Genomic DNA, 25,881 nt, shown 5'->3' with positions numbered 1-25,881 from the left:
CCTCAGCGCTCGACCACGAGATCCCCTTGCGGCTTCGCGCAGCAGAGCAGCACCCAACCCTGATCGATCTCGCGCTGGCGAATGCCGCCCGCGTGCTTCATCTCGACCTTGCCCGAGACCAGCCTGCTCTTGCAGGTGCCGCACAAGCCCTTGGCGCAGGAGGAAGGCAGGCGCATCCCAGCGGCGCGGGCGGCGTTCAGCACGGTGGTGCCGGCGTCGCACTCGACGACGCGCCGGCTTTTCGTGAACTCGACGCGGAAGGTCGGGGTCTCGGCGGCCGCGGCCTGCCGCACGGTCTCCTCGCTCTCGCCCACGAGCGTGGTGTAGTCGAAGCTCTCCTCGTGGTAGCGGGCGACATCGAAGCCGATCTCGGCGAGGATCGCGCGCACGGCCGCCATGTAGGGCGCGGGTCCGCAGGCGAACACCTCGCGCTCCAGGAGATCGGGCGCGATCATCTCCAGCATCGGCCGGGAGATCCGGCCCCGATAGCCGCCCCAGCGCTCGCTCGCCCCCTCGCTGTCGCAGACCGGCACGAAGCAGAAGCCCGGCAGGTTGCGTGCGATCAGCTCGAGCTCGTGGCGGAAGATGATGTCGGCCGGCGTCCTCGCGTTGTGGACGAAGACGATGTCGCGGTCGAGTGCCAGATCGTGATAGCTGCGCGCCATCGACATCAGAGGCGTGATGCCGCTGCCGCCCGAGAGGAAGAGGTACTTCGCGGCCGGACGGTCGAGCGAGGTGAACTCGCCCAAGGGACCCACCGCCCTGAGCTGCATCCCCGGGCGCATCTGGTCGTGCAGCCAGTTCGACACCGGCCCGCCCGGCACGCGCTTCACCGTGATCGCGACGAGGTGCGGCCGGGTGGGAGAAGAGGAGATCGTGTAGCTGCGGTTGATGCGCTCGCCGCCGATCTCGAAGTCGAAGGTCAGAAACTGCCCCGGCTTGAAGCGGAAGAGCGAAGCTGTGCGCGGCTCGAGGACGAACGTCTTGACGTCGTGCGTCTCCTGCCGGACCTGCCGGCAGATCAGGACGTCGTCGTGCTCCGGATCCCAGGTCGGAAGGCCCTCGGCGAGGTGGTCGCTCATCAGGGCTTCGGCTTGTAGCATGACCAAAGCCTCCTTCAGACCGCGTGCCGGTCGTCGAGATGCGCGGCGAGCCGTGCCAGATACCAGTTGCAGAACTTCTCGACCAGCATCTCGGTGTAGGGCGAGTAGGGGCCGGGCTCGTAGGCCGGGCTCCTGACACCTTCCTGGGTGTAGCCGACGAGCTCGCTGTCCTGCGCGTTGGTCGCGATCCAGACCTCGGTGAGCCGCTCGAGGTCGTAGTCGACACCCTCCACCGCGTCCTTGTGGACGAGCCACTTCGTCCGGAGCAGCGTCTTCTCGGGCGAGAGCGGGATCACCGAGAAGGTGACGATGTGGTCGCTCATGAAGTGGTGCCAGGAGTTGGGCTGCGTCCACACCGTGAGCCCGCCGAGCTTCGGGTTGGTGAGATGGCCCAGGAGCTTGCGGCAGGCGACCTTCGTGTCCATGGTTTGCGATTCGCCCTCGCCGTCGATCGGCAGGCGCTGGGCGCGAAAGCCCGTGATCCGATCGTCGAGATGCTCGATCTCGCGCGACGGCAGGCCCATGGCCTCCCACGCGGCCGAGTAGTCGCGCACCATGCAGGCATAGCGGCCGGCCTGCTCGCGCTGGACCTCGTCCATCTCCTCGGGCGCGTAGCCGAAGCCGTAGGCGAAGAGCGGGATGGTGAGCTCGGGATGGTTGCCGCCGCAGTGATAGCACTCGCGGTTGTTCTCCATCGTGAGCTTCCAGTTGCCGGGCTCGATCAGGTCGACCTCCTTCACGACCTTGGTGTTGCGCACGTCGTGAGGAGCGATGTAGGGGCCGAGCGCGGCTGCCATCCCGTCGAAGTCGGAAGGCGGCTCGTCGGCGAGGCAGATGAAGAGGAGTCCTTCGAGCGAGCGCAGGTGGACCGGCTTCAGGTTGTGGCAGCTCGTGTCGAAGCCCTTGCCCATGTGCTCGGCGAACATCAGGTTGCCGTCAAGCCCGTAGGTCCATTGGTGGTAGCGGCAGACCAGGTTGCCGACCGTCGTCTTCGGTTCGTGGACGAGCCGGGCGCCGCGGTGCCGGCAGACATTGTGGTAGGCCCGGATCGCCATCGAATCGTCGCGGACGACGACGACGGAGATCCGGCCGATGTCGACCACCATGCAGTCGCCGGGCTCGGGCACGTCGGGCTCGACACCGACATAGATCCAGTGCCGCCCGAAGATGATCTCGAGGTCGCGCTCGAAGATCTTCGAGCTCGTATAGAACGGCGCTTCCAGGCTGTAGCCGGGCTTGCGCCGGCGAATCAGCGCCGACAGGGACACGGGAACCGAATCCGACATCGACAATGCTCCCCGGCGCGTGGGCTCGCGCCGACCTGACGAATTTTCCGGGATGGGCTTGCCCGCGAGCGGAACGGCTCGGCGGTGGACCTCGTGGCGCCGGGTATGACAGGCGGGCTGCCAGCGCGCTTCGCTCCAGCCGCCGTCCATTTTTCTCCAGCCGACAGAGCGTATGGCGACCGGTTCAGCCGAAGAGGCGGGGCCCCGCCATCGCGGTGCGCTCCTCGCCGGCCGGCGCATCGCGCCAGCCGGCAGCACCCTGCGCGCGCGCTTCGGACGGCGTCAGGCCGTGCACGGCCTTGAAGTGGCGCGAGAAATGGGCGCAGTCGGCGAAGCCTGCCTCGAGGGCGATCTCCGTGACCGAACGCTCGGTGTTCTCGAGCAGCCAGCGGGCGTAGCGCAGCCGCAGGCGGCGGTAGAACTCGGCCGGCTTCATGCCGGTGGCCGACTGGAACAGCCGCTCGATCTGCCGGGTCGAGAGCTTGAGCCGAACCGCAATGTCGCCGATCGGCAAGGGATCGGCCAGATGCTGCTCCATGAGCAGCATGGCGCGCCGCACACGCTCGTCGGCCACTTCCGCCACGAGGGGCGGATGAGGCTGTGCCTCGGTCTCGGCGCGTGCCCGGTCGAGCAGGAGCACGTGGCGGCTTTTCTGCGCCACCGCCCGGCCGAGATGACGCTCGATCAGAAGGGTGGCGAGATCGGCCACCCCGCCGCCACCCGAGCAGGTGATCCGATCGCCGTCGATCACGAACAGGCGATCCGAGACCGGCTTGTGGTGCGGGAACTCGGCGAGGAAATCCTGGTGGTGGTACCAGCTCACGCAGCAGCGCCGGCCGGTCATCAGCCCGGCACGGCACAGGACGAAGCTGCCGGTGCAGATGCCGACGAGCGGCACGCCCGCCGCCGCCGCCGCCTTGAGGTAATCGACGGTGGCCGCGTCGACCTGCGGCCCGCGATGCAGCACGCCGCCTACGACGACGATGTAATCGAACCGGCGCGGGTCGACGAAACCGCTGGTGCGGCTCACCGTGACCCCGCAGCTCGCCCGGACTGGCTCCGCCCGGCTGCCCATGATCGACCAGCGGCAGCGGATCGGCCGGCTGCGGTCGCCCTCGTCGGCGGCGAGCCGGAGCTGGTCGACGAACAGCGAAAAGGCGGAGAGCGTGAAGTTCTCCGCCAGCACGAAGCCGACCGAGAGCACCGGCGCTTCGGCCGGAGCCGTCTCGTCGGCCCCTCGCCCGGGCATGGTCTGGGAGCGCATGGCAGGCCACCTCTGGCACTCCCTTAGCAGATCCCGGGCGAAGAGTGTCATAGCCTTCCTCGACCGTTCAGCCGGCCACGAGCTCGGGCACGTGGCGCGGGCCCGCCCCGGCCTCCACCCCCCGCTCCTGGCGCAGCGCCGCCTCGGCCGCGAGCTCGCGCCGCGCCTCCTCGAGGAACTGCCAGACATAGCGGGCGAAGGAGCGCCAGACCTCGATGTGGAACCGGTCGGGATCGGTGCGCCAGAGCACGATCTCGGCCTTGCCGAGGACGGTGCGGGTGCAGCCGTCGACCGGAAAGGCGTCCGGCGACAGATCGAGCGGGCAGCCGGCGTTCAGCACGCGCGCCGCATCGGGACCGACGAGCTCCAGCGCCGTGTTGCGATGGCCGACCGCGACCAGCGAATGCGGCAGGTCGCCGAGCGCGGTCGCGAACGCCTGCTCGATCGCAGCCGCCTCGCTTTCGGCCGCGAGCAGCAGCCACTCGTCGGGCCCGAGCCACAAAGCCGCACGGCTGTCGGCCACGGCGGCACGGCAGGCCGTGGTCGGCAGCGCCACCCCGAAGGCCTTGCCGGCCAGCTCCACGGCCGCTGGCCGGCCGCGGAACACGAACCGCGCCATGGGCGGCAGCGGGGCCAGGGCCGCGGTGGGAGCAGGGATGGCGGTGAGCCCCGCGAAGGGGCTCCGCCGCTGATCCTGAAGGTCACGCATCGAGACGGGCTCCTTCGGCGTCGTAGAAGATCGGGGCGACCACGCTCACCTTGATGGTCCGGTCGGGCATGGGCACGTAGAGCGTCTCGCCGATCCGCGACCGGCCGCCGGCAACCATGGCGAGCGCTATCGACTTGCCCAAGACCTCGCTCCAATAGGCCGAGGTGACGTGGCCCAGCATCTTCATGGGCACGGGCTGGTTCGGGTCGGCCACGATCTGGGCACCTTCCTCGAGCACGGTCTCGGGCTCTTCGGTCAGAAGGCCCACGAGCTGCTTCCGGTTGGCATCGGCCATGGCGGCGCGCGCGAGCGCCCGCTTGCCGACGAAGTCCTTCTTCGCCTTGCCGACCGCCCAGCCGAGGCCGACATCGTCCGGTGTGGCCGTGCCGTCGGTCTCCTGGCCGACGATGATGTAGCCCTTCTCGGCGCGGAGCACGTGCATGGTCTCCGTGCCATAAGGCGTGATGCCGTAAGGCTCGCCGGCCGCGAAGATCGCTTCCCAGACGGCGCGGCCGTAATCGGCCGGCACGTTGACCTCGAAGCCGAGCTCGCCCGTGAAGCTCACCCGCATGAGTCGCGTGGGCACGCCGCAGATGCGGCCGACCTGCACGCTCATGTGCGGCATGGCCTTGGGCGAGAGATCGATGCCCTCGACCAGGGGCTCGAGCACCTTGCGCGCGTTCGGCCCCTGCACGGCGATCACCGCCCATTCCTCGGTCGTGGAGGTGAGCCAGACGTCGAGCTCGGGCCACTCGGTCTGGAGATAGTCCTCCATCATGTGGAGCACGCGGGGCGCTCCGCCCGTAGTCGTGGTGACGTGGAACCGGTCGGGAGCGAGGCGCGCCACCACGCCGTCGTCCATGACGAAGCCGTCCTCGCGCAGCATGACGCCGTAGCGGCAGCGACCGGGCTCGAGCTTGGTCCAGGCGTTCGTGTACATGCGGTTCATGAACTCGGCCGCATCCGGACCCACGACCTCGATCTTGCCGAGCGTGGAGGCGTCGAAGATGCCGACCGAGCTGCGCACGGCCCTGCACTCGCGCGCCACGGCCGCATGCATGTCCTCGCCGGGCTTCGGGAAGTAGCGGGCGCGCTTCCACAGGCCTACGTCTTCGAACACCGCACCCCGCTCCGCGGCCCAGTCGTGGATCGACGTGGTGCGGACCGGATCGAACAGCTCGCCGCGGGAATGGCCCGCGATCGTGCCGAAGGTCACGGGCGTGTAGGGCATGCGGAACGTGGTGAGGCCGATCTGCGGAACCGGCTTCTTCAGCGTGTCCGAGACGATCCCGAGCGCGTTCATGTTCGACGTCTTGCCCTGGTCCGTCGCCATGCCCGTCGTCGTGTAGCGCTTGATGTGCTCGATCGACTGGAAGCCTTCGCGGACCGCGAGCTTCAGGTCCTTGGCGGTGACGTCGTTCTGGAAGTCGACGAAGGCCTTGACCTTCGCGGCATCGCGGTGATGCGGCGTGGCACCGACGAAGCCACCCGGCGCGGCATCCAAGGTCTCGACTGCGAACCGGCGCGCCGGCACCCCGGCGAAGCCCGCAGCTTCGGCGGCTTCCGCACCCTTGGCCCAGCCGTCGGCGATCGCGGCCCCGAGAGCCATCACACCGCGGCAGGCACCGGCCGAACGCTCGCGCTCGACGGAGACGCCGGGGACGTAGGCCTGCAGAGCCTCGTCCCAGGTCAGCTTGCCACGCGACTGCGAGAACAGGTGCACGCTGGGCGTGAACCCGCCCGACATCAGGACGAGATCGCAGCCCACCGTCTCGACACCCGAGACCTTCCCATCGGTCCCCACCTGCGCGATCCCGACCTCGGCCACGCGCAGGCGACCCTTGGTGCCGGTGACGGTGGCGCCGAGCCGGATCGGCAGGCCGGCCGCGCGCGCCGCCGTCGGCAGCGGCCCGTCGGCCGCGGTCCTGAGATCGACGATGGCCACGATCTCGATGCCGGCGCGCGCGAGGTCGAGCGCCGCGCGGTAGGCCTCGTCGTGCGCGGTGAACACGACCGCACGGCCGCCGAGCCGCACGGCGTAGCGGTTGACGTAGGTCCGTGCGGCGGAGGCCAGCATGATGCCGGGCCGGTCGTTCTCCGGGAACACGAGCGGACGCTCGATGGAACCCGCCGCCAGCACCACCTCCTTGGCCCGCACCTGCCATAACCGCTCGCGCGGCAGATGCGGCGGAGGAGAGGCCAGATGATCGGTCACCCGCTCGGCGAGCCCGATCAGGTTGTGCGGGAAATAGCCGAAGGCGGTGGTGCGGGTGAGCAACCGCACGTTCGACCGCTGGGCGAGGGCCGTCACCATCTCCTCGACCCAGGCCGCACCGGGCTTGCCGTCGATGGTGGTCTCGCCGTCGGCGAGGAGCGAGCCGCCGGGCTCGGCCTGCTCGTCGCACAAGATCACCTTCGCCCCGCTCTCGGCCGCGGCCAGGGCCGCCGCGAGACCGGCCGGCCCCGCACCCACCACCAGCACGTCGCAGTGCGCGAAGCGATGGGCGTAGCGGTCGGCATCGGCTGCCGTGGGCGCGCGACCGAGCCCGGCCGCGGCGCGGATCTTGGGCTCGTAGAAGCGCTTCCAGGCCCCCGCCGGCCACATGAAGGTCTTGTAGTAGAACCCGGCCGGGATGAAGGGGGTGAGGAGATCGTTGACCGCACCGGCGTCGAACGCGAGCGATGGCCAGCGGTTCTGGCTCTCGGCGACGAGCCCGTCGTAGAGCTCGACCTGGGTGGCACGCAGGTTCGGCGTGTAGTGCGCCTCGTCGCGGCCCACGCCCACGAGCGCGTTGGGCTCGTCCGCGCCGGCGGCGAGAATGCCGCGCGGCCGGTGGTACTTGAACGAGCGGCCGACGAGGTGGATGCCGTTCGCGAGCAGTGCCGAAGCCAGCGTGTCGCCGGCGAAGCCCTCGTAAGAATGCCCGTCGAAGGTGAAGCGCACGCGGCTTTTGCGGTCGACCCGACCGCCGGTCGCAAGACGGAACGGCCCGCTCATTGCGCACCTCTCTTCGCGGCCAGAGCCTCGAGGTCGGGCTTGGGCTCGCCGATGCGGTAGGTGGTCAGGATGAAGTCCGAGGTCGTGTCGCGCACGGCGTTGAAGAAGCGGGCGCAGCCGTGGACGTGCCGCCAGCGCTCGACGTGGAGCCCGCGCGGGTTGGTGCGGAAATAGAGGAAGTCCGCCCACTCCGCGTCGCTCTTCTGGGACGGGTCTTCAGCGCGCACGATGTGCGCCTCGCCGCCGTAGCGGAACTCGAGCTCGGGCCGCGGCCCGCAATAGGGGCAGTGAATCAGCAGCATGGGCTTGGCCTCAGTGTGCCACGGCGGCGGCTGCCGCCTCGTCGATCAGGTAGCCGGCCTTGAACCGGTCCAGGTTGAAGGGTGCGGCGATGGGGTGCGGCTCGTCCTTCGCGATGGTGTGGGCGAAGACGTGGCCCGAGCCAGGCGTGGCCTTGAACCCGCCCGTGCCCCAGCCGCAGTTGACGTAGAGTCCGGGTACCGGCGTCTTGCCGATGATCGGCGAGCGGTCCGGCGTCACGTCGACGATGCCGCCCCAGTTCCTGAGCATCCTCATGCGCCGGAACATCGGGAACAGCTCGCAGATCGCATCCAGCGTGTGCGTCGTGATGTGGAGACCGCCACGCTGGGTGTAGGAGGTGTAGGCGTCGGTGCCGGCACCGATCACGAGCTCGCCCTTGTCGGACTGGCTGATATAGGCGTGGATCGTGTTCGACATGACCACACACGGGAAGACCGGTTTCACCGGCTCGGACACGAGGGCCTGGAGCGGGTAGCTCTCGAGCGGCATGCGCACGCCGGCCATGCCCATGACCACGCTGGTGCTGCCGGCCACGACCACGCCGACCTTCTTCGCCCGGATCGTGCCGCGCGAGGTCTCGAGCGCCTCCACCGCGCCTTGTGCGTTGCGGCGGATGGCCTTGACCTCGCAGTTCTGGATGATGTCGACCCCCATAGCGTCGGCCGCCCGCGCATAGCCCCAGGCAACCGCGTCGTGCCGGGCAGTGCCGCCGCGACGCTGGAGAGCGGCACCCAGGATCGGGTAGCGCATGTTGGCGGCGATGTTGAGCGGCGGGCAGAACTCCTTCGCCTGCTCCGGGGTCAGCCACTCGTTGTCGACCCCGTTCAAGCGGTTCGCGTGCACGTGCCGCTTGAACACCTGCACGTCGTGCACGGTGTGGGCGAGCATCATGACCCCGCGCTGCGAGAACATGATGTTGTAGTTGAGCTCCTGGGTCAGGCCTTCCCAGAGCTTCACCGCGTGGTCGTAGAGCGCGGCACTCTCGTCGAACAGGTAGTTCGAGCGGATGATCGTGGTGTTGCGGCCCGTGTTGCCGCCGCCGAGCCACCCCTTCTCGAGCACGGCGACGTTGCGGATGCCGTGCTCCTTCGCGAGATAGTAGGCGGTGGCGAGGCCGTGGCCGCCAGCGCCGACGATGACGACGTCGTAGGCGGGCTTCGGCTCGGGGTTGCGCCACTGCGGCTGCCACCCGAGGTGGCCGCCGAGGCCTTGGCGCAGGAGCGCCAGTCCGGAGAACTTCTGCATGTCGGGTGCGATCCTACCGCGATGATGCCCGCATGTTCGTCGAAAGGGCTTCTCGCAGCGAGAAGCTGGGCGGCGGGTCGCTTGAACGAAAGCGACATCACCTGCCGATCGCAGCCGTGGTGCCGAAAGGCGGCTGCGAATTGACTGTGGCTTTTATCCAAGGTCCGTTTATGCTGGCGGGCTTCTTCCTCGGGAGTCCGTCATGTCCACCCTCTCGCCTTCTATGCCCGTCCAGCACCGCCGGCGCCGTGCGCTCACCGAGCTCGATGCGGTGATCGATCGGGCCGAGCGGATGCGGGATCGATGCCTGCTCGACGTCCAGGACAGGAAGGATGCCGGGAAAGGCTTGGGCCGTGCCGGCGCCATGCTGCGCGTCGCCGAGGAGCGCCTGGAGCTGCTCTATCGCAGCCGCCGGGCCCTGCTGGAATCCGAAGGCGAGGAGGGCTGATCGACATGCGGCCCGAGCGGCGCTGCCGGATCAGGCGGCGATCTCGAGGAGGACGGCCGCATAATGGCTGGACGCCGCCAGCAGGACGAAACCGTGCCAAATGGCGTTCTGGTAGGGCAGGCGGGTCCACAGATGAAACACCACGCCCACGGTGTAGAGAACGCCTCCCGCCACCAGCAGCGTCATGCCGGCCGGAGACAGGGCGGCCGCGAGCGGCCCGAGCGCGATGACGATGACCCAGCCCAGAAGCAGGTAAGCGGCGACCAGGAGGTTGTCGGATCGCGACAGGCCCAGGATCTCGACCGCCATGCCCATGACCGCCACCATCCAGACGAAGGCGCAGAGGCCGGTCCCCCAGGCACCGCCGATCGCGACCAGGGTGAAGGGCGTGTAGGTACCGGCGATCATCATGAAGATGGCGGCGTGGTCGAGCCGCTGGAACAGAGCCTTGCGCGGCCCGTCCACGCTCAGGTTGTAGAGCGCCGAGCAGATGAGCATCGCCATCAGCCCGGTCGCGTAGAGCCCGAGGCTGACGAGGCGTCGCGGATCGGTACCCTCGACCGACAGCGCGGCCAGAACGAGGCAGGCCGCGCTGCCGCCGATGAGTCCCACTGCATGGACCAGCGCATCGGCATGCCGCTCGCGCGGGCTGTACCGTGGAAACACGGGCACCGCCCGCGGCAGCGGCAGCCGGCTCCGCGCGGTGGTGGAATCCTTCCTGCTCAGCATTCGGCCGTGTAGCGGGTCGCATCCTGCAGAACCTTGGCCGCCGGAAAGCGGACCACGTTCGGGTTGTCCACCCGCTCGACCCGACAGAGCTGGCCCAAGAGCTCGGTGACGCGCCAGCGGTGACGCGGCCTTCGCGCATCCGCATAGACCGCGCCGATGCGAATTTCCTGCCGGGAAGCGGGCGGCGGCACGAGAGCGGCGGTCTCTGGCCGGGCAACCGACGACGGACCCGCCGTGCCGCGGAGATCGGCCCGCTCGAGACGGGCGCCCCAGAGCGAAGCGCCGGTGAGATCGGCCTCGCGCAGGTCGGCGTCCTCCAGAACCGCATGGTCGAGATTGGCGTCCCGCAGATTCGCCTTGCGCAGATCGCAGCCGGCGAGATCCGCCTCCCAGAGCGAGGCTCCCTCGAGGCGGGCCCGCTCGAGCGAGGCGCCGGCGAGCCGGGCGTGATCGAGGTTCGCCCGACGCAGATCCGCACCATCGAGCTCGGCCCGACGCAGATCCACGCGCCACAGCGAGCGGCCCGTCAGGCAGCCGTTCACGAGGCGGGCGCGCGCACCTTCCTTTCCGCCGCTCTCGAGCCACGTGCGATGCCGTTCCAGAATGATCCTCAGCGCCGCCTCGTCGAGTGGCTCCTGCAGCGCACGGTTCGACTCTCCCGTCTCGATCATGGCGTTCCTCCTCGCGAACGAAGGCACCGGCTCGAGCAGCGAGCCGGAAAGGGATGGGCATCCGCAGGTGAGCTCCGCCGCCGCCGCTTGCAGCCGCTCGGTATCGAAGAAGCCCGGATAACGGAATCGAGGCGGTCCAGCGCGACGCTTTCGTTTTTCAGGTAAGATCGCCTCGGCCGAAAGCAAGCAGCAGTAGTGAATGCCACGGGCTTGCGGACGTGCCGCAGCAGCGCTTCCTTCCCGCCACGGCAGCGAGGCGCTAGAAGGAGCCGTCCTTTTGGGAAACCGTGGAAGATGCCATGAGCGAGCCCGCCGGCCGAGGTACCGCCAAGCGCGGTGGCGGCCGCGCCTCCGATCAGCTCGGCGAGCGATTGTCCGCGATGATCCTGAGCGGCGAGCTCACGAGCGGCTCGCGCCTGCCGCCCGAGCGCGAGCTCATGCAGCGGTTCGGGGTGAGCCGGACCGTGGTCCGCGAGGCGATCACGAGCCTCGCGAGCCGCGGCCTGCTGCTCACACGTCCGGGCTTCCGGCCCGTGGTGCAAAAGCCCAGCTACGAGACCGCCATCGGCGCCCTGGGTCAGCTCGTCGGCCATCTCATGCACGACGAGGAGGGCATGCGAGCGCTCTTCGAGAGCCGGATCTTCCTCGAGGCGGCACTGGCGCGCCATGCCGCTGCCCATGCCAAGCGGGACGACCTCGCCGAGCTGCGCGAGACGCTCGCACGCAACCGGGCGGCCATCGGCGACCCGCGCGCCTTCTACGCCACGGACGTCGCGTTCCACGGCGTCCTCTACCGGATCCCGCGCAACCCGATCTACCCGGCCGTGCACAAGGCCTACGTGGAATGGCTGATGCGCCACTGGGGACGGATGGAGCGTGCTGCCGACATCGACCGGCTCAACCATGCCGGCCACGTCGCGATCTTCGAGGCGATCGCCGCGCGCGATCCCGACGAGGCGGAAGCGGCGCTCCGGCGCCATCTGCAGATCGCCTGGGAGCAGGTGCGCGGCACGTTCGAGTTCCGGTCGCCGCCGCCGACCGAGGCGAACGCCTCCGGCCGGCGTTCCGGCTGAGAGAGGAGGGAAGGGAGCGGTTGCCGGAACCGGGGCGGACTCTCACCCGTCGTCGCTCACGCGAAGGCCGTTCAGCCGGTCCTTCATCGCCCGGAAGCGCCGGGAGTGCTCGTCGCCACGCCGCAGCGCCACCGCCGTCGACAGGATGTCCACGACCACGAGCGCTGCGATCCGCGAGATGGTCGGCGTGTAGATGTCCGTGTTGTCGAGCGTCTCGACGACCAGCGCCACGTCGCAGTGCCGGACGAGCGGCGAGCGTGTTCCCGTGATGGCGATGACCCTGGCTCCGCTCGCGCGCGCGATCGCGGCGAGGTCGAGGATCGAGCGCGTCCGGCCGGTGTTCGAGATCACTACGGCGACCTCGCCCGGCTGCAGCATCGAGGCCCGCATGAGCTGCTGGTGCGAATCGCTCTCGGCCCCGCACGGCACGCCGAACAGCGGGAACTTCTGCTGCGCGTCGCGCGCCACGACGGCCGAGGCGCCGAAGCCGAAGAACTCGATCGCCGTCGCGGCCTCGAGGATCGCCACCGCCTCGCGCAGCGCGGCTCTGTCCAGGCGCTGGCGCGCCCAGTCGAGGCTCGTGATGGTATAGTCGAAGATCTTCTCGACGACGGCCTCGGGCGGGTCGGTGCCGAGCAGGACCGAGTGTGTCGCGGGCGTGCCGAGTGCCAGGCTGTGGGCAAGCCGCAGCCGGAAGTCCTGGAACCCGCTGCAACCGACCGCACCGCAGAAACGGACGACGGTCGGCTGGCTCACCCTGGCGCTCCGCGCCACCTCGGCCAAGGTCGCGTGCAGGACGCGGCCGGGATCGGCCAGCACGAGATCGGCCACCTTGCGCTCCGACCGGCGCAGCTCCGGCCTGCGGCTGCGGACCAGCTCGAGGACGTTCTCCCGAGCCACGTCAGCTCCTGGCGATGCGCGCCGCGACCGCCGCGAGCGCCTCGAATCGTGGCCCCGCGGTCGGGATCTCGATCCCGAACACCTCGGCGATCACCTGCGTCCAGCCGTGGATGAAGTACGTCCAGCCATCCTCGACCCGGAGGCCGCGCGCTCCGGCCTGAGCGCGCGCCTGCTCGAGGAAGACGAGATCACCCCGATAGTTGAGATCCCAGGCGATGCCGCCTTCCGGGAAAATCGCCCTCTCGCTGAGGGGCGAGCCCGGCGCGTCCTTGCCGAGGCCCGTCGCGTTGACGACGAGCGAGCCCGGCTTCAGGTGCGCCGTGACCGCGTCGTTGGCGGCGGGCTCGCCGGCGAGCACGTACTCGACCGGAACCGCAGCACCGATCTCGCGGTGGACGCGCCGGATCTCGTCGAGCCGTTCCGGGCTCTTGTCCGAGACGACGATCCGCGACGGCCGGTCGGGTCCGCGCTCGGCGCGCATCACGTGCCAGGTGAGCGCGATCGCGGAGCCGCCGGCCCCGATCGCGAACAGCTCGGCACCCGTCCGCGCGAAGTGGCCGGGCGGCAGGAAGCCGTCCATGGCGAGGCCCGAGGAGATCGGGTCCTTGGCATGGCACGCGAGCCGCTCGTCCCGCTTGGCAAGGCAGCTCGTCTCGTGCATCAGCCGCGCGAAGGGGTCGATCTCGTCGAAAAGATCGCGTGCCGCCTTGAACAGGTCGATCTTGTGCGTCGTGACGAGAGCACCCCGCGAGAGAGGATCGTTCCGGATGAACGAGACGGCCTCGCGGTAGGCGGCGGGTTCGGCGTGCAGCGGGAAGTCGATGCCGGCGATGGCGGCATCTCCCAGGCCCAGAAGCTCGGCCCAGGCCGGAAAGACCTGCATGATCGAGCTCTTGCCCGTCGTGACGCCGATGAACCAGAGCGTCGGCCGAAGGGTCGGGACGTAGCGCGTCACGGCTGCCGCTCCGCGCCGGCTCGTTCGGTCCGGCCCATGATGCGCGCGACGAGATCGGCCGGGCGAGGGCGGTAGTCCGCGTTGTCGACCGTGGCCCAGCCGCCCCTGCCGTCGTCGACGATGCGGCAGCGCATCCCGCCGGCCGCTTCGATGATGGCGTAGTCCTGCCCGGCATCGGCCGGGTAGGCGAAGGTCATGACCAGCTCGTCCGGGCCGACATTGACCGAGCGATGGATCCAGTAGGGCGGCACGTAGCACAGCGTGCGCGGTCGGATCTCGACGGTCCGGATCTCGCCCGCGGGCGATTCCAGGAGCATCACGCCGCGGCCGCTCTCGCCGTAATAGATCTCGGGCCGGTCGGCTCTGGCGTGGATGTGGCCACGGGTCATGAAGAACTCGCGGCCGACCTTGCCCGGCCGCATCCGGGTCACGCCGACGATCATGTCGCCCGCATCGGCCGACGGCCGATAGTCGCTCACCGCGTAGACGACCGTATCGCCCATGACGCGCACCAGTGCCGCATAGGCGGCCCGGTCTTCGTAGAGCCCCTCGAGGTCGCGCAAGGTCTTCATGTAGCGGCCGGTCGCCCCGCGCAGCTCGCCACTCGCGACGTCGACCGTGCAGACTCCCGGCTCGCGCAGCTCCATCCTCGTCCTCACAGACCTTGCGGATCGTGGCATCAGTTTAGGCCCCGACCTGTAGCAATGCTACATCTTTGCCAGCGCGGCCATGCGATCGCTCGTGCCTGCTCGGCCATCGAAAGCCTACGGCTCTCGATGGTCATGGCGCCGGCTCGCTTGACGCGAACACTGGGATGTACCTACGCTACAAAACATGGCCCGCGACCTCACCCTCTCGATCGACGTCGGCACCGGCAGCGTGCGCGCGGCCCTGGTCGACCGCACCGGCACCGTCCTGAAGATCGCTGCCCGCGAGCACGACCAGATCGTGTCGCGGTTCGGCTGGGCGGAGCAGCGGCCGGAAGAGTGGTGGGCCGGCGTCGTGCAGGCGATCCGGGCCGTGCTCGCCGCGGTCGAAGGAGCACCTGCGCGGATCGCCGCGGTCTGCGCCTGCGGTCAGATGCACGGCACGGTGCTCGTCGATGCGGCGGGCCGGCCGACCCGCGCTACGGTGCCCTTGTGGAACGACAAGCGCGCGGCGGACCTCGTCGCCGCCTTCGAGCGTGCGAACGATCCCGCCGGCTACCTCGCCGAGACCGGCAACCCGCCGACACCGGCTTGGCCGGGCTTCAAGCTCGCCTGGCTGCGCGAGCACGACCCGGCCGCGTACGATGCTGCGGCCGCCGTCCTCATGCCCAAGGACTTCGTCAACCTCCGCCTGACCGGCGAGATCGCGATGGACTCCGGGGACGCGTCCTGCAGCTTCCTGATGAACCCCGGAACGCGCACCTGGTCGGGCACCATGATCGAGCGGCTCGGCATCGACACGGCAAAGCTGCCGTCGATCCGCGAGCCGCTCGAGATCTTGGGCGCCGTCACGCGCGAGGCCGCGGCCGCGACCGGGCTGATGGAAGGAACGCCCGTCCTCGTCGGTGGCGCCGACTACCCCGTCGCCGTCCTGGGCTCGGGCGCCTGCCGTCCGGGCCTCGCTTCCGACGTCACCGGCACGTCCTGCATCCTGACCCTGATCACCGAAGCACCGCTGCTCGATCCCGAAATCTGCAACGTCGCCACGGTCGAGGGCCATTGGGGGCCGTTCGTCCTGCTCGAGAGCGGCGGCGACGCGATGCGCTGGGCGCGCCGGGCCTTCCACGAGAAGGCGCTGAGCTACGAGGCCATCGTCACCAGGGCCGCCGGGGCCCCGGCCGGCGCCGACGGTCTGTTCTTCATGCCCTATCTCACCGGCGAGCGCCTGGGCGCGCACCGCAACGCGCGAGCGCAGTTTTTCGGCCTCGGCGCCGCGCACGGGCTGGCACACCTGCATCGGGCGGTTATGGAAGGCGTGGCGTTCGCGACGGCCCGGCACCTGCGGATCATGGAGGAGGCCGCGGGCCACAAGGTCGAGCGCGTGATCGCGTCGGGCGGCGGTGCCAAGACCTTGCTCTGGCTCGAGATCAAGGCCAGCATCTACGGCATCCCGATCGTCGTGCCGGCAGAGCCCGAGTGCGGCGTCGTCGGCTGTGCCGCCATGGCGGCGACCGCGACGGGCCGGTTCGGCCGGATCGAAGACGCGATCGCGGCCTATGTCCGCTATGGCGCCGAGATCTTGCCGAACCCGATCTGGACCGAGCGCTACGCCCGCATGCAGCCGGTCTTCGACCGACTCTACGTTCACAGCCAGGCTCTCTACGACGAGCTCGACCGGCTGCTCGCCTGCTGAGCCGGCACGAGAGGCACCCAAGGAGAGGGACAGCCGAGAGAGGGAAGGTGGCCCGGCGCAGCGCGTGAGGAGCACTCCTCGACGGCTCTGACACGCACGGCCTCGGGCCGGTTGCGGGCATGTATATCGTCTAATCTTTCTTATGGAAAATCCATGTCGGCCGAACGGGCATCTCGTCCCGAGGCTCGGCGGCAAGCCGGACCGTCTCGACATCCCAGGCTTCACCGACTATCCCGAGAGCTAATGGTTCAACAACTGCAGTGCGTTTCAGATCAGCCGCTATCTCTACCATCTGCCGAGCCTGCTGCTCGCCGAGACCTGGCAGCGCCACGGATCCGCTCCTCGTCGCGGAGCTCGGTGCAGAGGATAGCAGCCGTGCTGCCCGAACGGTGCGATGACCACGCAGGAAGCCCGCCTCCTGTTCCCACCGGCGACCGATCCGGTCGTGCCCGTCGAGCTCTGCGTCGTCGTCCCGACCTACAACGAGCGCGACAATATCGGCCGGCTCCTCGAGCGGCTCGAGCGCTGCCTCGTCGGCGTCGCCGCGTTCGAGATCATCGTCGTCGACGACGACTCGCCCGACCGGACCGCTGCGGCCGTGCGCGCGATCGCCCAGAGCCGCCCATGGGTGCGCTGCCTGCAACGGATCGGCCGCCGCGGCCTGTCCTCGGCCTGCATCGAGGGCATGCTCGCCACCTCGGCACCCTGCCTCGCCGTGATCGACGCCGACCTGCAGCACGACGAGACGCTGCTCCCGCGCATGCTCGAGCTTCTGCGCCGCGGCGAGGCCGACCTCGTTGTCGGCAGCCGCTACGCCGAGTCCGCCCTGGTTCCGGGGTGGGACGAACGTCGGTGGCTGCTGAGCCGCTTCGCCACGAGGCTCGGCCAGAAGCTGCTCGGGGTCGAGCTGAGCGATCCCATGAGCGGCTTCTTCATGCTCCGGCGCGAGGCGTTCGAAGCGGTCGTTCGCCGCCTCTCCGGTATCGGCTTCAAGCTGCTCCTCGACATCCTCGTGAGCGCCCCGACGCCGCTCCGGGTGAAGGAGCTTGCCTACAGCTTCCGCCCGCGCGAGGTCGGCGCGAGCAAGCTCGACACGCGCGTCGCGGTCGATTTCGCCCTGATGCTCCTCGACAAGCTCACGGGCGGTCTGATCCCGGCGCGCTTCGTCCTCTTTGCCGTGGTGGGTGCCGCCGGCCTCGTCGTCCACCTCGCCGTGCTCGGCTTCGTGTTCCGGTTCCTGGGCGAGCCGTTCGTCGCCGGACAGGCGGCAGCGACGCTCGTGGCGATGAGCTTCAACTACGCCCTCAACAACGAGCTCACCTACCGCGACCGGCGGCTGCGGGGCTGGCGCTGGCTCGAGGGCTGGGGCTCGTTCGTGCTCGCCTGCGGGATCGGCGCGCTCGCCAATGTCGGCGTGGCGGCGCAGCTCCATGCCGAGCGCACCCCCTGGCTGCTGTCGGCCCTGGCCGGGGTCGCGGTCGGCGCGGTCTGGAACTATGTCGTCACCGCGCTCTATGTCTGGAAACGCTGATCGGCCGCTGATGGGCGGGCGCCGGCTCGATGGGCGCGCGCGGCGCCGTGCTCGTGGCTCGAAGCATGCCTGCCCGCTCGATCGGGCCCGGTGACGACCGCCATGTCGAAGACCACCCGTGCCACCCTGACGCTCGACAAGGCCGGCATCGCCTATGCCGTGCGCACCTACGACTACGACCCGCACGCGGAGCGGATCGGCCTGCAGGCGGCAGAAAGCCTCGGCGTTCCGCCCGGCAGGGTGCTGAAGACGCTCATGGCCCGGGTCGACGGCAAGGCGGTCTGCGTGCTGGTGCCTGCCGATCGCGAGGTCAGCATGAAGAAGCTCGCCGCCGCTTGCGGCGGCAAAGCGGCGCAGATGATGCGCCCTAGGGATGCGGAGCGCTTCACGGGCTACCATGTCGGCGGGATCAGCCCGTTCGGCCAGAGGAAGGCGGTACCGGTGGTCATGGACGAGGCCGCGCTCGCCCACAAGCGGGTCTTCGTCAATGGCGGGCAGCGGGGCGTGCAGATCGAACTCGCGCCCGGGGATGCCCTGCGCCTCCTGAACGGCAGGGCCGCCCCCCTCACCTGAGCCGGGGTCTCGAACTCGGCGCCCGTCGCCAAATGAAGCCTGCGACGGAACGCCTCCGGCAAGGCGATCCAGCCGCCGAAACGCATCTCCACGGGCGGCATGCCGTCTTTCCATCACCGGATCCGCGCATGCTGACCAGCTTCGATCAGGGTCCGCCGATGCTCGCGAGCGGCCGGAGTTCCAGCGAGAAGCGATATTTTGCTCTCGAGCTCATTGCTTTGCGCAAGAGAGCCATGCCGGAGCCCGTCTTCTCATCGCAGCGGGCAGCGCGAGATATGTAAGCTAGCTTATGATAAGGTAGCTTTGGCATGTCCTCCGATCAGTCGGACTGGAACGAACCGACTCTCGGCTTCCTGGTCCACGACGTGGCCCGCCTTCTGCGCAAGCGGCTCGAGCAGCGGGCACGCGCCGCCGGTATCGGCCTCACCCGGGCGCAATGGCAGGTCCTGGCTTATCTCGCGCGGAGCGAGGGGCTGAACCAGACAGCGCTGGCCCAGCTCCTCGAGATCGAGCCCATCACCCTGGTGCGGCTGATCGACCGCCTCGAGGCGATGGGATTCGTGGAGCGCCGGTCCGATCCGCGGGACCGTCGCCAGCGCAACCTGTTCCTGACCGAGAAGGCGCGGCCCGAGCTCGCGCGCATCCGGGCTCTCGGCGCGGAGGTCCGCGAGGAGGCCCTGACCGGGATCGACCAAGCGGAGCGGGAGCGGCTCATGGCCACACTCTCCGTCATCAAGACCAATCTCCAGAGGAGCTCGTCCCTCGGTGAGGACGGGCGGGAACGTGAGCATGGCTGAGACCGCCGGAAGGGCGAACGTCACCGCGCTGCGCAAGGACGAGACCGCCCGCGAGGGCCGCGGCGAGGCGGCGCCGGGACGCAGCCGCGCCAGGCTGGACCGGAAGAGTCGGCGACAGATCGTGCGCTGGTCGCTCCTGATCCTCGGGCCCTTGCTCGTGGTCCTCGGGATCGGCTGGTTCTGGCTCACAGGGGGACGCTACGTCTCGACCGACAATGCCTATGTCCAGGCCGACCTCGTGAACGTCGCCACCGACGTCGCAGGTCTCGTCAAGACCATCCAGGTCCACGACAATCAGGAGGTCCGCAAAGGCGACGTCCTGTTCACGCTCGACGATTCGACCTACCGCAACGCACTGGCCTCGGCCGAAGCCAACCTGGCGCTCGCCCGCACCGATCTCGAGGCGCTGAAAGCGAGCTACGCGCAGAACAGGGCCGCGATCGCCAAGGCCGAGGCGGATGTCACCTTCTACGAGAAGGAATACCAGCGTCAGCTCGATCTCGTGAACCGTCGCGTGGCGCCGCAGTCGCAGCTCGACGCCGCCCAGCATGATCTTGCAGCAGCGCGCAACCAGCTCGCAGCCTTGAAGCAGCAGCTCGCCGGCATCGCCGCCCAGCTCGGCGGCGATGCCGATGCACCGGTCGAACGGCATCCACGCTACCAGGCAGCGCTCGCGGCGCACGATCAGGCGGCAAGGAACCTCGACCACACGATCGTGCGGGCGCCGATGGACGGGATCACCGCGCAGGTGGCCTCGCTCCAGCCCGGCGAGTACCTGCAGGCGGGCCAGGCGGCGTTCGCGCTGGTCGCGACCGACCATGTCTGGGTCGAGGCGAACCCGAAGGAGACCGATCTCACCTTTGTCCGGCCCGGTCAGCCGGCCACCGTGACGGTCGACACTTACCCCGGCCATGTCTGGGAGGGCACGGTGGCGAGCCTGAGTCCGGCGAGCCAGGCCCAGTTCTCGCTGCTGCCGGCCCAGAACACGAGCGGCAACTGGGTCAAGGTCGTGCAGCGGATCCCGATCAGGATCCAGGTGAGGACCAGACCCGGCGAGCCGCAGCTCCGGGCCGGGATGAGCGCCGAGATCGAGATCGACACTGGCCACCAGCGCCACCTGCGCGATCTGCTCGCGTGGCTGTGAGGCCTAATTCATGAGCGCGACCGCAACCGAGCCCGAAGCGCATTACTGGCCGATCACGATCTGCGTGATGCTCGCCACCATCATGCAGGCGCTGGACACGACGATCGCCAACGTGGCACTGCCCTACATGCAGGGCAGTCTCTCGGCGACGCTCGATCAGGCCAACTGGGTGCTCACCTCCTACATCGTGGCGGCAGCGATCATGACCCCGCCCACGGGCTGGCTCGCGGCCCGCTTCGGGCGCAAGCGGCTGTTCATCTTCCAGGTGGCGGGCTTCACCATCGCCTCGGTCCTGTGCGGCGCTGCGCAGTCGCTCACGGAGATGGTGCTGTTCCGCCTGCTGCAGGGCATGTGCGGAGCTGCGCTCGTTCCGCTCTCGCAGGCGGTGCTGCTCGACACCTGGCCGCGCGAGAAGCACGGCTCGGCGATGGCGCTCTGGGGGGTCGGCGTCATGGTGGGCCCGATCCTGGGGCCTACCCTCGGCGGCTGGCTCACCAACAGCTACAGCTGGCGCTGGGTGTTCTATGTCAACGTGCCCGTGGGCGTGCTCACGATCCTGGGGCTCGTGACGTTCCTGGGTGAGACCGAGCGGCGACGGATTCCGTTCGACTGGTTCGGGTTCGTCACGCTCAGCGTCGCCATCGGCTCGCTCCAGCTCATGCTCGATCGCGGCGAGCAGCTCAACTGGTTCGGCTCGACCGAGATCGTGACCGAGGCCATCGTGGCCGCGGTCGCGTTCTACCTCTTCCTCGCCCACACCTTCACCGCCGAGCGGCCGTTCGTGAATCCGAGGATCTTCACGGACCGGAATTTCTCGGTCGGGCTCGTGTTCATCTTCGTGGTCGGCGTCATCCTGCTCGCCACGCTGGCGCTGCTCACCCCTTACCTGCAGAATCTGATGGACTACCCGGTGCTCACGGCCGGGATGGTGCTGGCACCGCGCGGCATGGGCACCATGCTGATGATGTTCGTGGTCGGCCGCCTGATCGGCCGGATCGATCCGCGCCTCATCATCGGCACGGGCCTTCTGATCACCGCGGGCTCGCTCCACGAGATGAGCGGCTTCACGCCCGACGTCCCGCAAGGGGAGATCGTCCGCACCGGCTTCACGCAGGGCCTGGGCTTCGGCCTGATCTTCGTGCCGCTCAGCACGGTCACCTTCGCCACGCTGCCGGCGGAATGGCGCACCGAGGCCACCGGTCTGTTCAGCCTGATGCGCAACATCGGCAGCTCGATCGGCATCTCGATCGTGATGAGCCTGCTCTCGAGCAACACGCAGGTGAACCATGCCACGATCGCGGCTCACGTGACGCCGTTCAACGCCGAGCTCTACGCGCCCGCGATCCACCACTACTGGAACGCCTGGACGGCCATGGGTCAGGCCGCGCTGAACGCGGTCGTGACCGAGCAGGCGCAGATCATCGCCTATGCCGACGATTACGAGCTGATGATGATGCTGACACTGGCGTCCTTGCCGCTTCTGCTGCTCATGCGGCGGGTCGGCCGGGGTGGCGCCGCCGCGCATGCGGCGGTCGCGGATTGATCCCGCGCCGGCGCGTCGTGGGCCGCAGCCATCACGTCGTCCGCCTGAGCCGGGGCCGATCGTCGACGAGCGGGCCGACCCGAGGGCTCAGAGAACGAGCACGCCCTTGTGCTTGGCCTTCTCCTCGGGCTCGACGTGGATGATGACGACCGCCCCCTCGACGTCCTGCTTGAGCGCCGTCTCGACCCGGTCGCAGATCTCGTGCGCCTCGGCCACCCGCATGTCGGCCGGCACCACGAGATGGAAGTCGATGAAGGTCGTGCGCCCGGCATGGCGGGTGCGGAGGTCGTGAGCCTCCAGGGCACCGTCGGCATACTCGGAAATGAGCGCCTTGATCCGGGCGAGGACCTCGGGCGAGGCGGCCTCGTCCATGAGCCCGCCCACGGACTCGCGCACCATCCGCCAGCCCGACCACAGAATGTTGACCGCCACGAGCGCGGCCAGGAGCGGGTCGAGCACGAGCCAGCCGGTGACGGCGACGAGGCCGACGCCGACCAGCACGCCCGCCGAGGTCACCACGTCCGCGAGGAGATGGTGGCCATCGGCGACGAGCGCCGGCGAGCACCAGCGTCGGCCACGGCTGATGAGGAACCACGACCACAGGCCGTTGATGGCGCTCGCGACCGCGTTCACCGCCAGCCCGGGCAAGGGTGCTTCGAGCGGCCTCGGCGCCATGTAGCCGTGGTAGCTCTCGCGCAGGATCGAGAGCGCCGCCAGCACGATCAGGACACCTTCGAGCACGGCCGAGAAATACTCGGCCTTGTGGTGGCCGTAAGGGTGGTTGGCGTCGGCCGGCTTCGCGCTGATCCACAAGGCGAGCAGCGCCGCTGCGGCGGCCACCACGTTGACGATGCTCTCGAGCGCATCGGAATAGAGGGCGATGCTGCCCGTGAGCCGGTAGGCCACATACTTCAGACCCAGCACGAGAAGGCCGATGGCGACGCTGCCCAGCGCCGCTTTCGCTGCACGATCCAAGCCACACCTCGAGAAGCAGGGCACCCGCGCTGCCGCATGCGGCCCGGCGGGGAGATCGAAGTGAGGGCGGATAGAGCACGGCGAGCCGGGATAAGGCTACGGCAAGCTTTTCAGCAGTGGCTAACTTGCCGGAAGCCCGGCGGCTGATCGTCCCCCCGTTCCAGGGGATACCGGGTCGGACCGCCAGCCGCGCGGCCGTCTCGCACGCCATGGTGGATCATGGTGGCGACGACCAGAAGATGCCGGCCGAATGGCGTGCAGCGGCCCGGGCCGGCAGCTGCCCTGGTTGCCATCCTCGTCGTTCCTTGCATGTTCTTGCTGTGATGATCACCCACGACAGATCCGGATCCGACCCGCGGCCGACATGGGCGCGGGAGCGCAGCCATATCGGAGCGGCGCTGGCGCGGCATCTCGTGCCACGCTCGATCCTAGGCTGGTTCGTCCTGTGCTGGGGAGTGTTCCTCGCCGGCGCCGTCGTGGTCGCCGTCCTGCTCGTGGCCCTCTACCAGCAATCCACGGTCGAGCGCCTGCGTCGCGCCGAGACCGCGCTCGTGCACGGCTGCGATGCCATCGCCGAGCGCTACCGCTTCCTGCTTGCCGGAACGGCGCCGGCAGGTCCGGTGCCGGACCTGCACGATCCCGCCTTCCTCCAGAGCCTGGCCGGTGCCGTGTGGCCGGCCTTGCGCGACCTCGACGGGGTCGAGGGCGGCATCTGGCAAAGCGAGATCGGCCCGCTCGCTTACGCCTTTCCGACCTACGGCCATGCGCGCGGTGCCTTCACCGGGGCGACGGCCGAGCGGGCCGGCGCCTGCCGCGATGCGCAGGGTGGCACGCTGCTCCTGGACGAGATCGGCGACATGCCGCTGACCATGCAGGCCAAGATCCTGCGCGTGCTGCAGGAACGCACGGTACAGCCGGTCGGTGGCCGGCCGGTACGGCTCGATGCGCGCATCCTCGCTGCGACCCACTGCGACCTCGCCGCACAGATGCGCGCCGGCAGCTTCCGCGAGGACCTCTACTACCGGCTCGACGTCGTGCCGATCCACCTGCCGCCCCTGCGCGAGCGGCAGAGCTGGCCCGGCAATGTCCGCGAGCTGCGGAACGCCATGGAGCGGGTCGCCGTGCTGTGCCGCAGCGAGCTCGTCACCACCGAGGACCTCGGGTTCCTGGTCGGGCCGGCGGCCGGGGACAATGACGGTCGAGAGGAGGCGGCCGACCTACCGACGGCGGTGGCCCGGCTCGAGGCCCGGCTGATCACCGAGGCCCTGAGCGCGGCAGGCGGCAACCGGACCGCAGCCGCCCGCCGGCTCGGCATCCACCGCCAGCTTCTCTACGCCAAGGCGCGCCGTTATGGCCTCCTGCCGCCGGATGCGTCGGAAGAGCGGACGGAGCCTGTCGCAAAGGCGGACACGGCAGCAGGCGGGATCGGCTCCGGTCGGGGCGAAGCCACCGACGGGTAGGCGTTCGGGCATCTGGCACGGCGGTTGCGTCCGGGTCCCGGACGCGATCTGCCCGAGGAGCCCGCACGATGACCCGGAACAGCCTGCGCGCACCCCTGCTCGGCATCGGCCTGCTCACGCTTGCCATCGGCGTGACAGCGCTCGCCCGGCCGGACCAGGTCCAGGATCCGGCCCAGCTGCCGGCCACCAGGGACATGGTGGCCCGCTACTCGTTGATGCCACGCGGCGACGTAGACGGGCTGACCCTCAGCGACGGTACCCGAGTACACTTGCCGCCGCATCTCGGGACCTGGCTCGTGTTCGCCGTGCAGCCCGGCGATGCAGTCACTGCCCACGGGCCGAAGATGCTGGGGCTGCCGCTGGTCGCGGCGGTGTCGGTCACCGACGCCGCCGCCGGGCGCACGGTGGTCGACACCGGTCCGCCGCCCCCGCCACACGAGCGCGGCGCTGCTGCCGGCGACGAGCTCTCGGCGCAGGACAAGGTGCAGCTCGTCCTCCATGGACCACGCGGCGAGGTGAACGGTGCCATGCTCGAGGACGGCACGCAGCTTCACCTGCCGCTCTCCGAGGCGGCGCGGCTCGCCGGCCTGCTGACCCCGGGCCGGACGGTGATCGCCAGGGGGCCGGGCCTGAGCACCGTGCTCGGAACGGTGATCGAGGTGCGCCGGATCGGGCCCAGCCAGGACCAGTCGACGGGAGTCGCCGCGTCACCACCACACCGCCCCGAGAGTCATCGGCCACTGCCGGTGAACGGAAGCCTATCGCCACTGGACAGGAGGTACGACGGGTGCACGACGTCGACGACCCGTTATCGCCGAGTCGCGGGCCGGCACGATCGCAGGACGACATGGCGGCAGCAGCCTTTTCCTCTCGTTCCCGCGGCCGGGTAGCGGATGCCGACAGGCTCGAGCGCCCGCTGGACGGGCTCAACTTCTTTCTGGCCGACGTCCGCGACGGGCTCGGGTCCCATCTCGCGCTCTGGCTCCTCGCCATCCGGCACTGGGACGAGGCCGCGATCGGCGTCGTCCTGTCGCTGGGCGGCATCGCCGGCATCCTGGCCCAGATCCCGGCCGGCACTCTGGTCGATGCCACCCGCAGGAAACGCGGTCTCCTCGCCGCGGCGGCACTCTTCGTGACCGGTGGCTCGCTGCTCCTGCCGCTGCTCCGGGGCTTCTGGCCCGTGGCTCTGATTCAGGCCGCATGCAGCGCTGCGGCCGCCGTGCTCGCCCAGCGCGTCATGGTGCCGATGGCGATGCTGGCCGGCCGGAAGGCCGATTTCTGGGGCAGGAAGCCCTTCTCATGGCGGTGACCTTCGCCTCGGGTTTCTTCTCGGCGTTCCTCGTCAACGACGCGGTCTGCCTCGTCCTCACCCCGCTCGTCCTCGATCTCGTGCTGCGGCTCCGGCGCGATCCCGTCCCCTACCTCCTCGCCGTGGCGATGGCCTCCACCCTCGCCGGCAATCTCACCATCCCGGGCTCGGTCGCGAATCTGATCGTGGTGCAGCGCGCGGCCGCCCGCGGCATCGTGATCGGCTTCGTGGAGCATCTTGCCGTCGGAGCGCCGCTCACCGTGCTCACCATCCTGTTCGGGAGCTGGTGGCTCGCCTGATGCAGCTGTCCTGCCGGAAGCGAGCACGGTCCTGCCGGACAGGACGGCATGGATGGCGTGGCAGGCGTCGATGCCGCGCCGAGTGGCGGCGCCGACCACCGAAGCGCGCTACCGCTGCCCGCTCCCGTGTTCCTTGCCCCAGTACTTGTCGAGGTAGCGCTGGATCTCCTGGCGCATGAAGCGCGAGCTGTCCTCGGCCCGCTCCTCC

At 69.5% G+C, this 25,881-nt stretch carries 25 protein-coding genes; 12 read left to right on the top strand and 13 right to left on the bottom strand.

Annotated features, from left to right (window positions below; genetic code table 11):
- Window positions 1-2 precede the first annotated feature (2 nt).
- The 7 genes from U1T56_RS07600 to U1T56_RS07570 form a co-directional block, all read right to left on the bottom strand.
- Window positions 3-1,103: an FAD-binding oxidoreductase gene (locus tag U1T56_RS07600; protein WP_418158855.1), complete on the bottom strand. Its 1,101-nt coding sequence runs from the start codon at window positions 1,101-1,103 to the stop codon at window positions 3-5.
- Between the two features lie 14 nt (window positions 1,104-1,117).
- Window positions 1,118-2,389, bottom strand: a complete 1,272-nt coding sequence (locus U1T56_RS07595) for an aromatic ring-hydroxylating oxygenase subunit alpha (protein ID WP_418158854.1) — start codon at window positions 2,387-2,389, stop codon at window positions 1,118-1,120.
- 184 nt (window positions 2,390-2,573) lie between these two features.
- Window positions 2,574-3,653, bottom strand: coding sequence for a GlxA family transcriptional regulator (locus U1T56_RS07590; protein ID WP_418158853.1), 1,080 nt, complete (start codon window positions 3,651-3,653; stop codon window positions 2,574-2,576).
- Window positions 3,654-3,720: 67 nt separating this feature from the next.
- Entirely contained in the window at window positions 3,721-4,362 is a 642-nt protein-coding gene (locus U1T56_RS07585) for a sarcosine oxidase subunit gamma (RefSeq protein WP_418158852.1), read from the bottom strand.
- Complete coding sequence (locus U1T56_RS07580; RefSeq protein WP_418158851.1) at window positions 4,355-7,360, bottom strand: sarcosine oxidase subunit alpha; 3,006 nt, start codon at window positions 7,358-7,360, stop codon at window positions 4,355-4,357. Before U1T56_RS07580 ends, U1T56_RS07585 begins: the two co-directional genes overlap by 8 nt.
- The gene (locus U1T56_RS07575) at window positions 7,357-7,662 is read right to left on the bottom strand and encodes a sarcosine oxidase subunit delta (RefSeq protein WP_418158850.1); all 306 of its coding nucleotides are present in this window, start codon (window positions 7,660-7,662) and stop codon (window positions 7,357-7,359) included. Before U1T56_RS07575 ends, U1T56_RS07580 begins: the two co-directional genes overlap by 4 nt.
- Before the next feature lie 10 nt (window positions 7,663-7,672).
- Window positions 7,673-8,926, bottom strand: coding sequence for a sarcosine oxidase subunit beta family protein (locus tag U1T56_RS07570; RefSeq protein ID WP_418158849.1), 1,254 nt, complete (start codon window positions 8,924-8,926; stop codon window positions 7,673-7,675).
- A gap of 202 nt (window positions 8,927-9,128) precedes the next feature.
- Here U1T56_RS07570 and U1T56_RS07565 point away from each other — a divergent pair, with 202 nt between their 5' ends.
- Window positions 9,129-9,374: a hypothetical protein gene (locus tag U1T56_RS07565; RefSeq protein WP_418158848.1), complete on the top strand. Its 246-nt coding sequence runs from the start codon at window positions 9,129-9,131 to the stop codon at window positions 9,372-9,374.
- Between the two features lie 30 nt (window positions 9,375-9,404).
- On the opposite strand, the gene trhA is transcribed toward U1T56_RS07565, so the two are convergent.
- Window positions 9,405-10,103, bottom strand: coding sequence for a PAQR family membrane homeostasis protein TrhA (trhA, locus tag U1T56_RS07560; RefSeq protein WP_418158847.1), 699 nt, complete (start codon window positions 10,101-10,103; stop codon window positions 9,405-9,407).
- Window positions 10,097-10,774 (bottom strand): pentapeptide repeat-containing protein, encoded by a 678-nt coding sequence (locus U1T56_RS07555; protein WP_418158846.1) that lies wholly within the window; start codon window positions 10,772-10,774, stop codon window positions 10,097-10,099. Before U1T56_RS07555 ends, trhA begins: the two co-directional genes overlap by 7 nt.
- Before the next feature lie 299 nt (window positions 10,775-11,073).
- On the opposite strand from U1T56_RS07555, the gene U1T56_RS07550 reads away from it, so the two are divergent.
- On the top strand, window positions 11,074-11,847 hold the full coding sequence (locus U1T56_RS07550) for an FCD domain-containing protein (protein WP_418158845.1): 774 nt from the start codon (window positions 11,074-11,076) through the stop codon (window positions 11,845-11,847).
- A gap of 42 nt (window positions 11,848-11,889) precedes the next feature.
- On the opposite strand, the gene U1T56_RS07545 is transcribed toward U1T56_RS07550, so the two are convergent.
- The 3 genes from U1T56_RS07545 to U1T56_RS07535 are packed head-to-tail and all read right to left on the bottom strand — an operon-like array spanning window position 11,890 to window position 14,349.
- Window positions 11,890-12,747, bottom strand: coding sequence for an SIS domain-containing protein (locus U1T56_RS07545; protein WP_418158844.1), 858 nt, complete (start codon window positions 12,745-12,747; stop codon window positions 11,890-11,892).
- Between the two features lies 1 nt (window position 12,748).
- A complete protein-coding gene (locus U1T56_RS07540) occupies window positions 12,749-13,702 on the bottom strand; it encodes a shikimate dehydrogenase family protein (protein ID WP_418158843.1) in 954 nt (317 codons plus the stop codon).
- Window positions 13,699-14,349 (bottom strand): glucose-6-phosphate isomerase, encoded by a 651-nt coding sequence (locus tag U1T56_RS07535; RefSeq protein ID WP_418158842.1) that lies wholly within the window; start codon window positions 14,347-14,349, stop codon window positions 13,699-13,701. Before U1T56_RS07535 ends, U1T56_RS07540 begins: the two co-directional genes overlap by 4 nt.
- Before the next feature lie 187 nt (window positions 14,350-14,536).
- Between U1T56_RS07535 and U1T56_RS07530 the strand changes: the two genes are divergently transcribed.
- From U1T56_RS07530 to U1T56_RS07505, 6 genes are all read left to right on the top strand, one after another.
- On the top strand, window positions 14,537-16,042 hold the full coding sequence (locus U1T56_RS07530) for a xylulokinase (protein WP_418158841.1): 1,506 nt from the start codon (window positions 14,537-14,539) through the stop codon (window positions 16,040-16,042).
- A gap of 394 nt (window positions 16,043-16,436) precedes the next feature.
- Window positions 16,437-17,573: a glycosyltransferase gene (locus U1T56_RS07525; RefSeq protein WP_418158840.1), complete on the top strand. Its 1,137-nt coding sequence runs from the start codon at window positions 16,437-16,439 to the stop codon at window positions 17,571-17,573.
- Window positions 17,574-17,675: 102 nt separating this feature from the next.
- Window positions 17,676-18,146, top strand: a complete 471-nt coding sequence (gene ybaK / locus U1T56_RS07520) for a Cys-tRNA(Pro) deacylase (RefSeq protein WP_418158839.1) — start codon at window positions 17,676-17,678, stop codon at window positions 18,144-18,146.
- A gap of 308 nt (window positions 18,147-18,454) precedes the next feature.
- On the top strand, window positions 18,455-18,943 hold the full coding sequence (locus U1T56_RS07515) for a MarR family winged helix-turn-helix transcriptional regulator (RefSeq protein ID WP_418158838.1): 489 nt from the start codon (window positions 18,455-18,457) through the stop codon (window positions 18,941-18,943).
- Window positions 18,936-20,087 (top strand): HlyD family secretion protein, encoded by a 1,152-nt coding sequence (locus tag U1T56_RS07510; RefSeq protein ID WP_418158837.1) that lies wholly within the window; start codon window positions 18,936-18,938, stop codon window positions 20,085-20,087. The genes U1T56_RS07515 and U1T56_RS07510 overlap by 8 nt, the downstream gene beginning before the upstream one ends.
- Window positions 20,088-20,097: 10 nt before the next feature.
- Entirely contained in the window at window positions 20,098-21,630 is a 1,533-nt protein-coding gene (locus U1T56_RS07505; protein ID WP_418158836.1) for a DHA2 family efflux MFS transporter permease subunit, read from the top strand.
- A gap of 87 nt (window positions 21,631-21,717) precedes the next feature.
- On the opposite strand, the gene U1T56_RS07500 is transcribed toward U1T56_RS07505, so the two are convergent.
- Window positions 21,718-22,605 carry a cation diffusion facilitator family transporter gene (locus U1T56_RS07500; RefSeq protein WP_418158835.1) on the bottom strand — a complete coding sequence of 296 codons (888 nt, stop codon included), beginning with the start codon at window positions 22,603-22,605 and terminating at the stop codon, window positions 21,718-21,720.
- A gap of 413 nt (window positions 22,606-23,018) precedes the next feature.
- On the opposite strand from U1T56_RS07500, the gene U1T56_RS07495 reads away from it, so the two are divergent.
- The 4 genes from U1T56_RS07495 (at window position 23,019) to U1T56_RS07480 (ending at window position 25,673) form a co-directional block, all read left to right on the top strand.
- Window positions 23,019-24,065: a sigma 54-interacting transcriptional regulator gene (locus U1T56_RS07495; protein ID WP_418158834.1), complete on the top strand. Its 1,047-nt coding sequence runs from the start codon at window positions 23,019-23,021 to the stop codon at window positions 24,063-24,065.
- A 68-nt stretch (window positions 24,066-24,133) separates the two neighbouring features.
- Window positions 24,134-24,955, top strand: a complete 822-nt coding sequence (locus tag U1T56_RS07490; protein ID WP_418158833.1) for a hypothetical protein — start codon at window positions 24,134-24,136, stop codon at window positions 24,953-24,955.
- The gene (locus U1T56_RS07485; RefSeq protein ID WP_418158832.1) at window positions 24,913-25,374 is read left to right on the top strand and encodes a hypothetical protein; all 462 of its coding nucleotides are present in this window, start codon (window positions 24,913-24,915) and stop codon (window positions 25,372-25,374) included. The genes U1T56_RS07490 and U1T56_RS07485 overlap by 43 nt, the downstream gene beginning before the upstream one ends.
- Complete coding sequence (locus U1T56_RS07480; RefSeq protein WP_418158831.1) at window positions 25,365-25,673, top strand: SLC13 family permease; 309 nt, start codon at window positions 25,365-25,367, stop codon at window positions 25,671-25,673. The genes U1T56_RS07485 and U1T56_RS07480 overlap by 10 nt, the downstream gene beginning before the upstream one ends.
- Window positions 25,674-25,881: the final 208 nt, after the last annotated feature.

Origin of the sequence: Benzoatithermus flavus, from assembly GCF_037908215.1 — a bacterium.
Lineage (GTDB): Bacteria > Pseudomonadota > Alphaproteobacteria > Geminicoccales > Geminicoccaceae > Benzoatithermus > Benzoatithermus flavus.
This window is presented reverse-complemented; position numbering and strand designations above follow the sequence as displayed.

Bases quoted from the DNA above. Each gene is read 5' to 3' on its own strand.
- U1T56_RS07600 (WP_418158855.1), bottom strand. From the start codon at position 1,103: ATGCTACAAGCCGAAGCCCTGATGAGCGACCACCTCGCCGAGGGCCTT.
- U1T56_RS07595 (WP_418158854.1), bottom strand. From the start codon at position 2,389: ATGTCGGATTCGGTTCCCGTGTCCCTGTCGGCGCTGATTCGCCGGCGC.
- U1T56_RS07590 (WP_418158853.1), bottom strand. From the start codon at position 3,653: ATGCGCTCCCAGACCATGCCCGGGCGAGGGGCCGACGAGACGGCTCCG.
- U1T56_RS07585 (WP_418158852.1), bottom strand. From the start codon at position 4,362: ATGCGTGACCTTCAGGATCAGCGGCGGAGCCCCTTCGCGGGGCTCACC.
- U1T56_RS07580 (WP_418158851.1), bottom strand. From the start codon at position 7,360: ATGAGCGGGCCGTTCCGTCTTGCGACCGGCGGTCGGGTCGACCGCAAA.
- U1T56_RS07575 (WP_418158850.1), bottom strand. From the start codon at position 7,662: ATGCTGCTGATTCACTGCCCCTATTGCGGGCCGCGGCCCGAGCTCGAG.
- U1T56_RS07570 (WP_418158849.1), bottom strand. From the start codon at position 8,926: ATGCAGAAGTTCTCCGGACTGGCGCTCCTGCGCCAAGGCCTCGGCGGC.
- U1T56_RS07565 (WP_418158848.1), top strand. From the start codon at position 9,129: ATGTCCACCCTCTCGCCTTCTATGCCCGTCCAGCACCGCCGGCGCCGT.
- trhA (WP_418158847.1), bottom strand. From the start codon at position 10,103: ATGCTGAGCAGGAAGGATTCCACCACCGCGCGGAGCCGGCTGCCGCTG.
- U1T56_RS07555 (WP_418158846.1), bottom strand. From the start codon at position 10,774: ATGATCGAGACGGGAGAGTCGAACCGTGCGCTGCAGGAGCCACTCGAC.
- U1T56_RS07550 (WP_418158845.1), top strand. From the start codon at position 11,074: ATGAGCGAGCCCGCCGGCCGAGGTACCGCCAAGCGCGGTGGCGGCCGC.
- U1T56_RS07535 (WP_418158842.1), bottom strand. From the start codon at position 14,349: ATGGAGCTGCGCGAGCCGGGAGTCTGCACGGTCGACGTCGCGAGTGGC.
- U1T56_RS07530 (WP_418158841.1), top strand. From the start codon at position 14,537: ATGGCCCGCGACCTCACCCTCTCGATCGACGTCGGCACCGGCAGCGTG.
- U1T56_RS07525 (WP_418158840.1), top strand. From the start codon at position 16,437: ATGACCACGCAGGAAGCCCGCCTCCTGTTCCCACCGGCGACCGATCCG.
- ybaK (WP_418158839.1), top strand. From the start codon at position 17,676: ATGTCGAAGACCACCCGTGCCACCCTGACGCTCGACAAGGCCGGCATC.
- U1T56_RS07515 (WP_418158838.1), top strand. From the start codon at position 18,455: ATGTCCTCCGATCAGTCGGACTGGAACGAACCGACTCTCGGCTTCCTG.
- U1T56_RS07510 (WP_418158837.1), top strand. From the start codon at position 18,936: ATGGCTGAGACCGCCGGAAGGGCGAACGTCACCGCGCTGCGCAAGGAC.
- U1T56_RS07505 (WP_418158836.1), top strand. From the start codon at position 20,098: ATGAGCGCGACCGCAACCGAGCCCGAAGCGCATTACTGGCCGATCACG.
- U1T56_RS07490 (WP_418158833.1), top strand. From the start codon at position 24,134: ATGACCCGGAACAGCCTGCGCGCACCCCTGCTCGGCATCGGCCTGCTC.
- U1T56_RS07485 (WP_418158832.1), top strand. From the start codon at position 24,913: ATGGCGGCAGCAGCCTTTTCCTCTCGTTCCCGCGGCCGGGTAGCGGAT.
- U1T56_RS07480 (WP_418158831.1), top strand. From the start codon at position 25,365: ATGGCGGTGACCTTCGCCTCGGGTTTCTTCTCGGCGTTCCTCGTCAAC.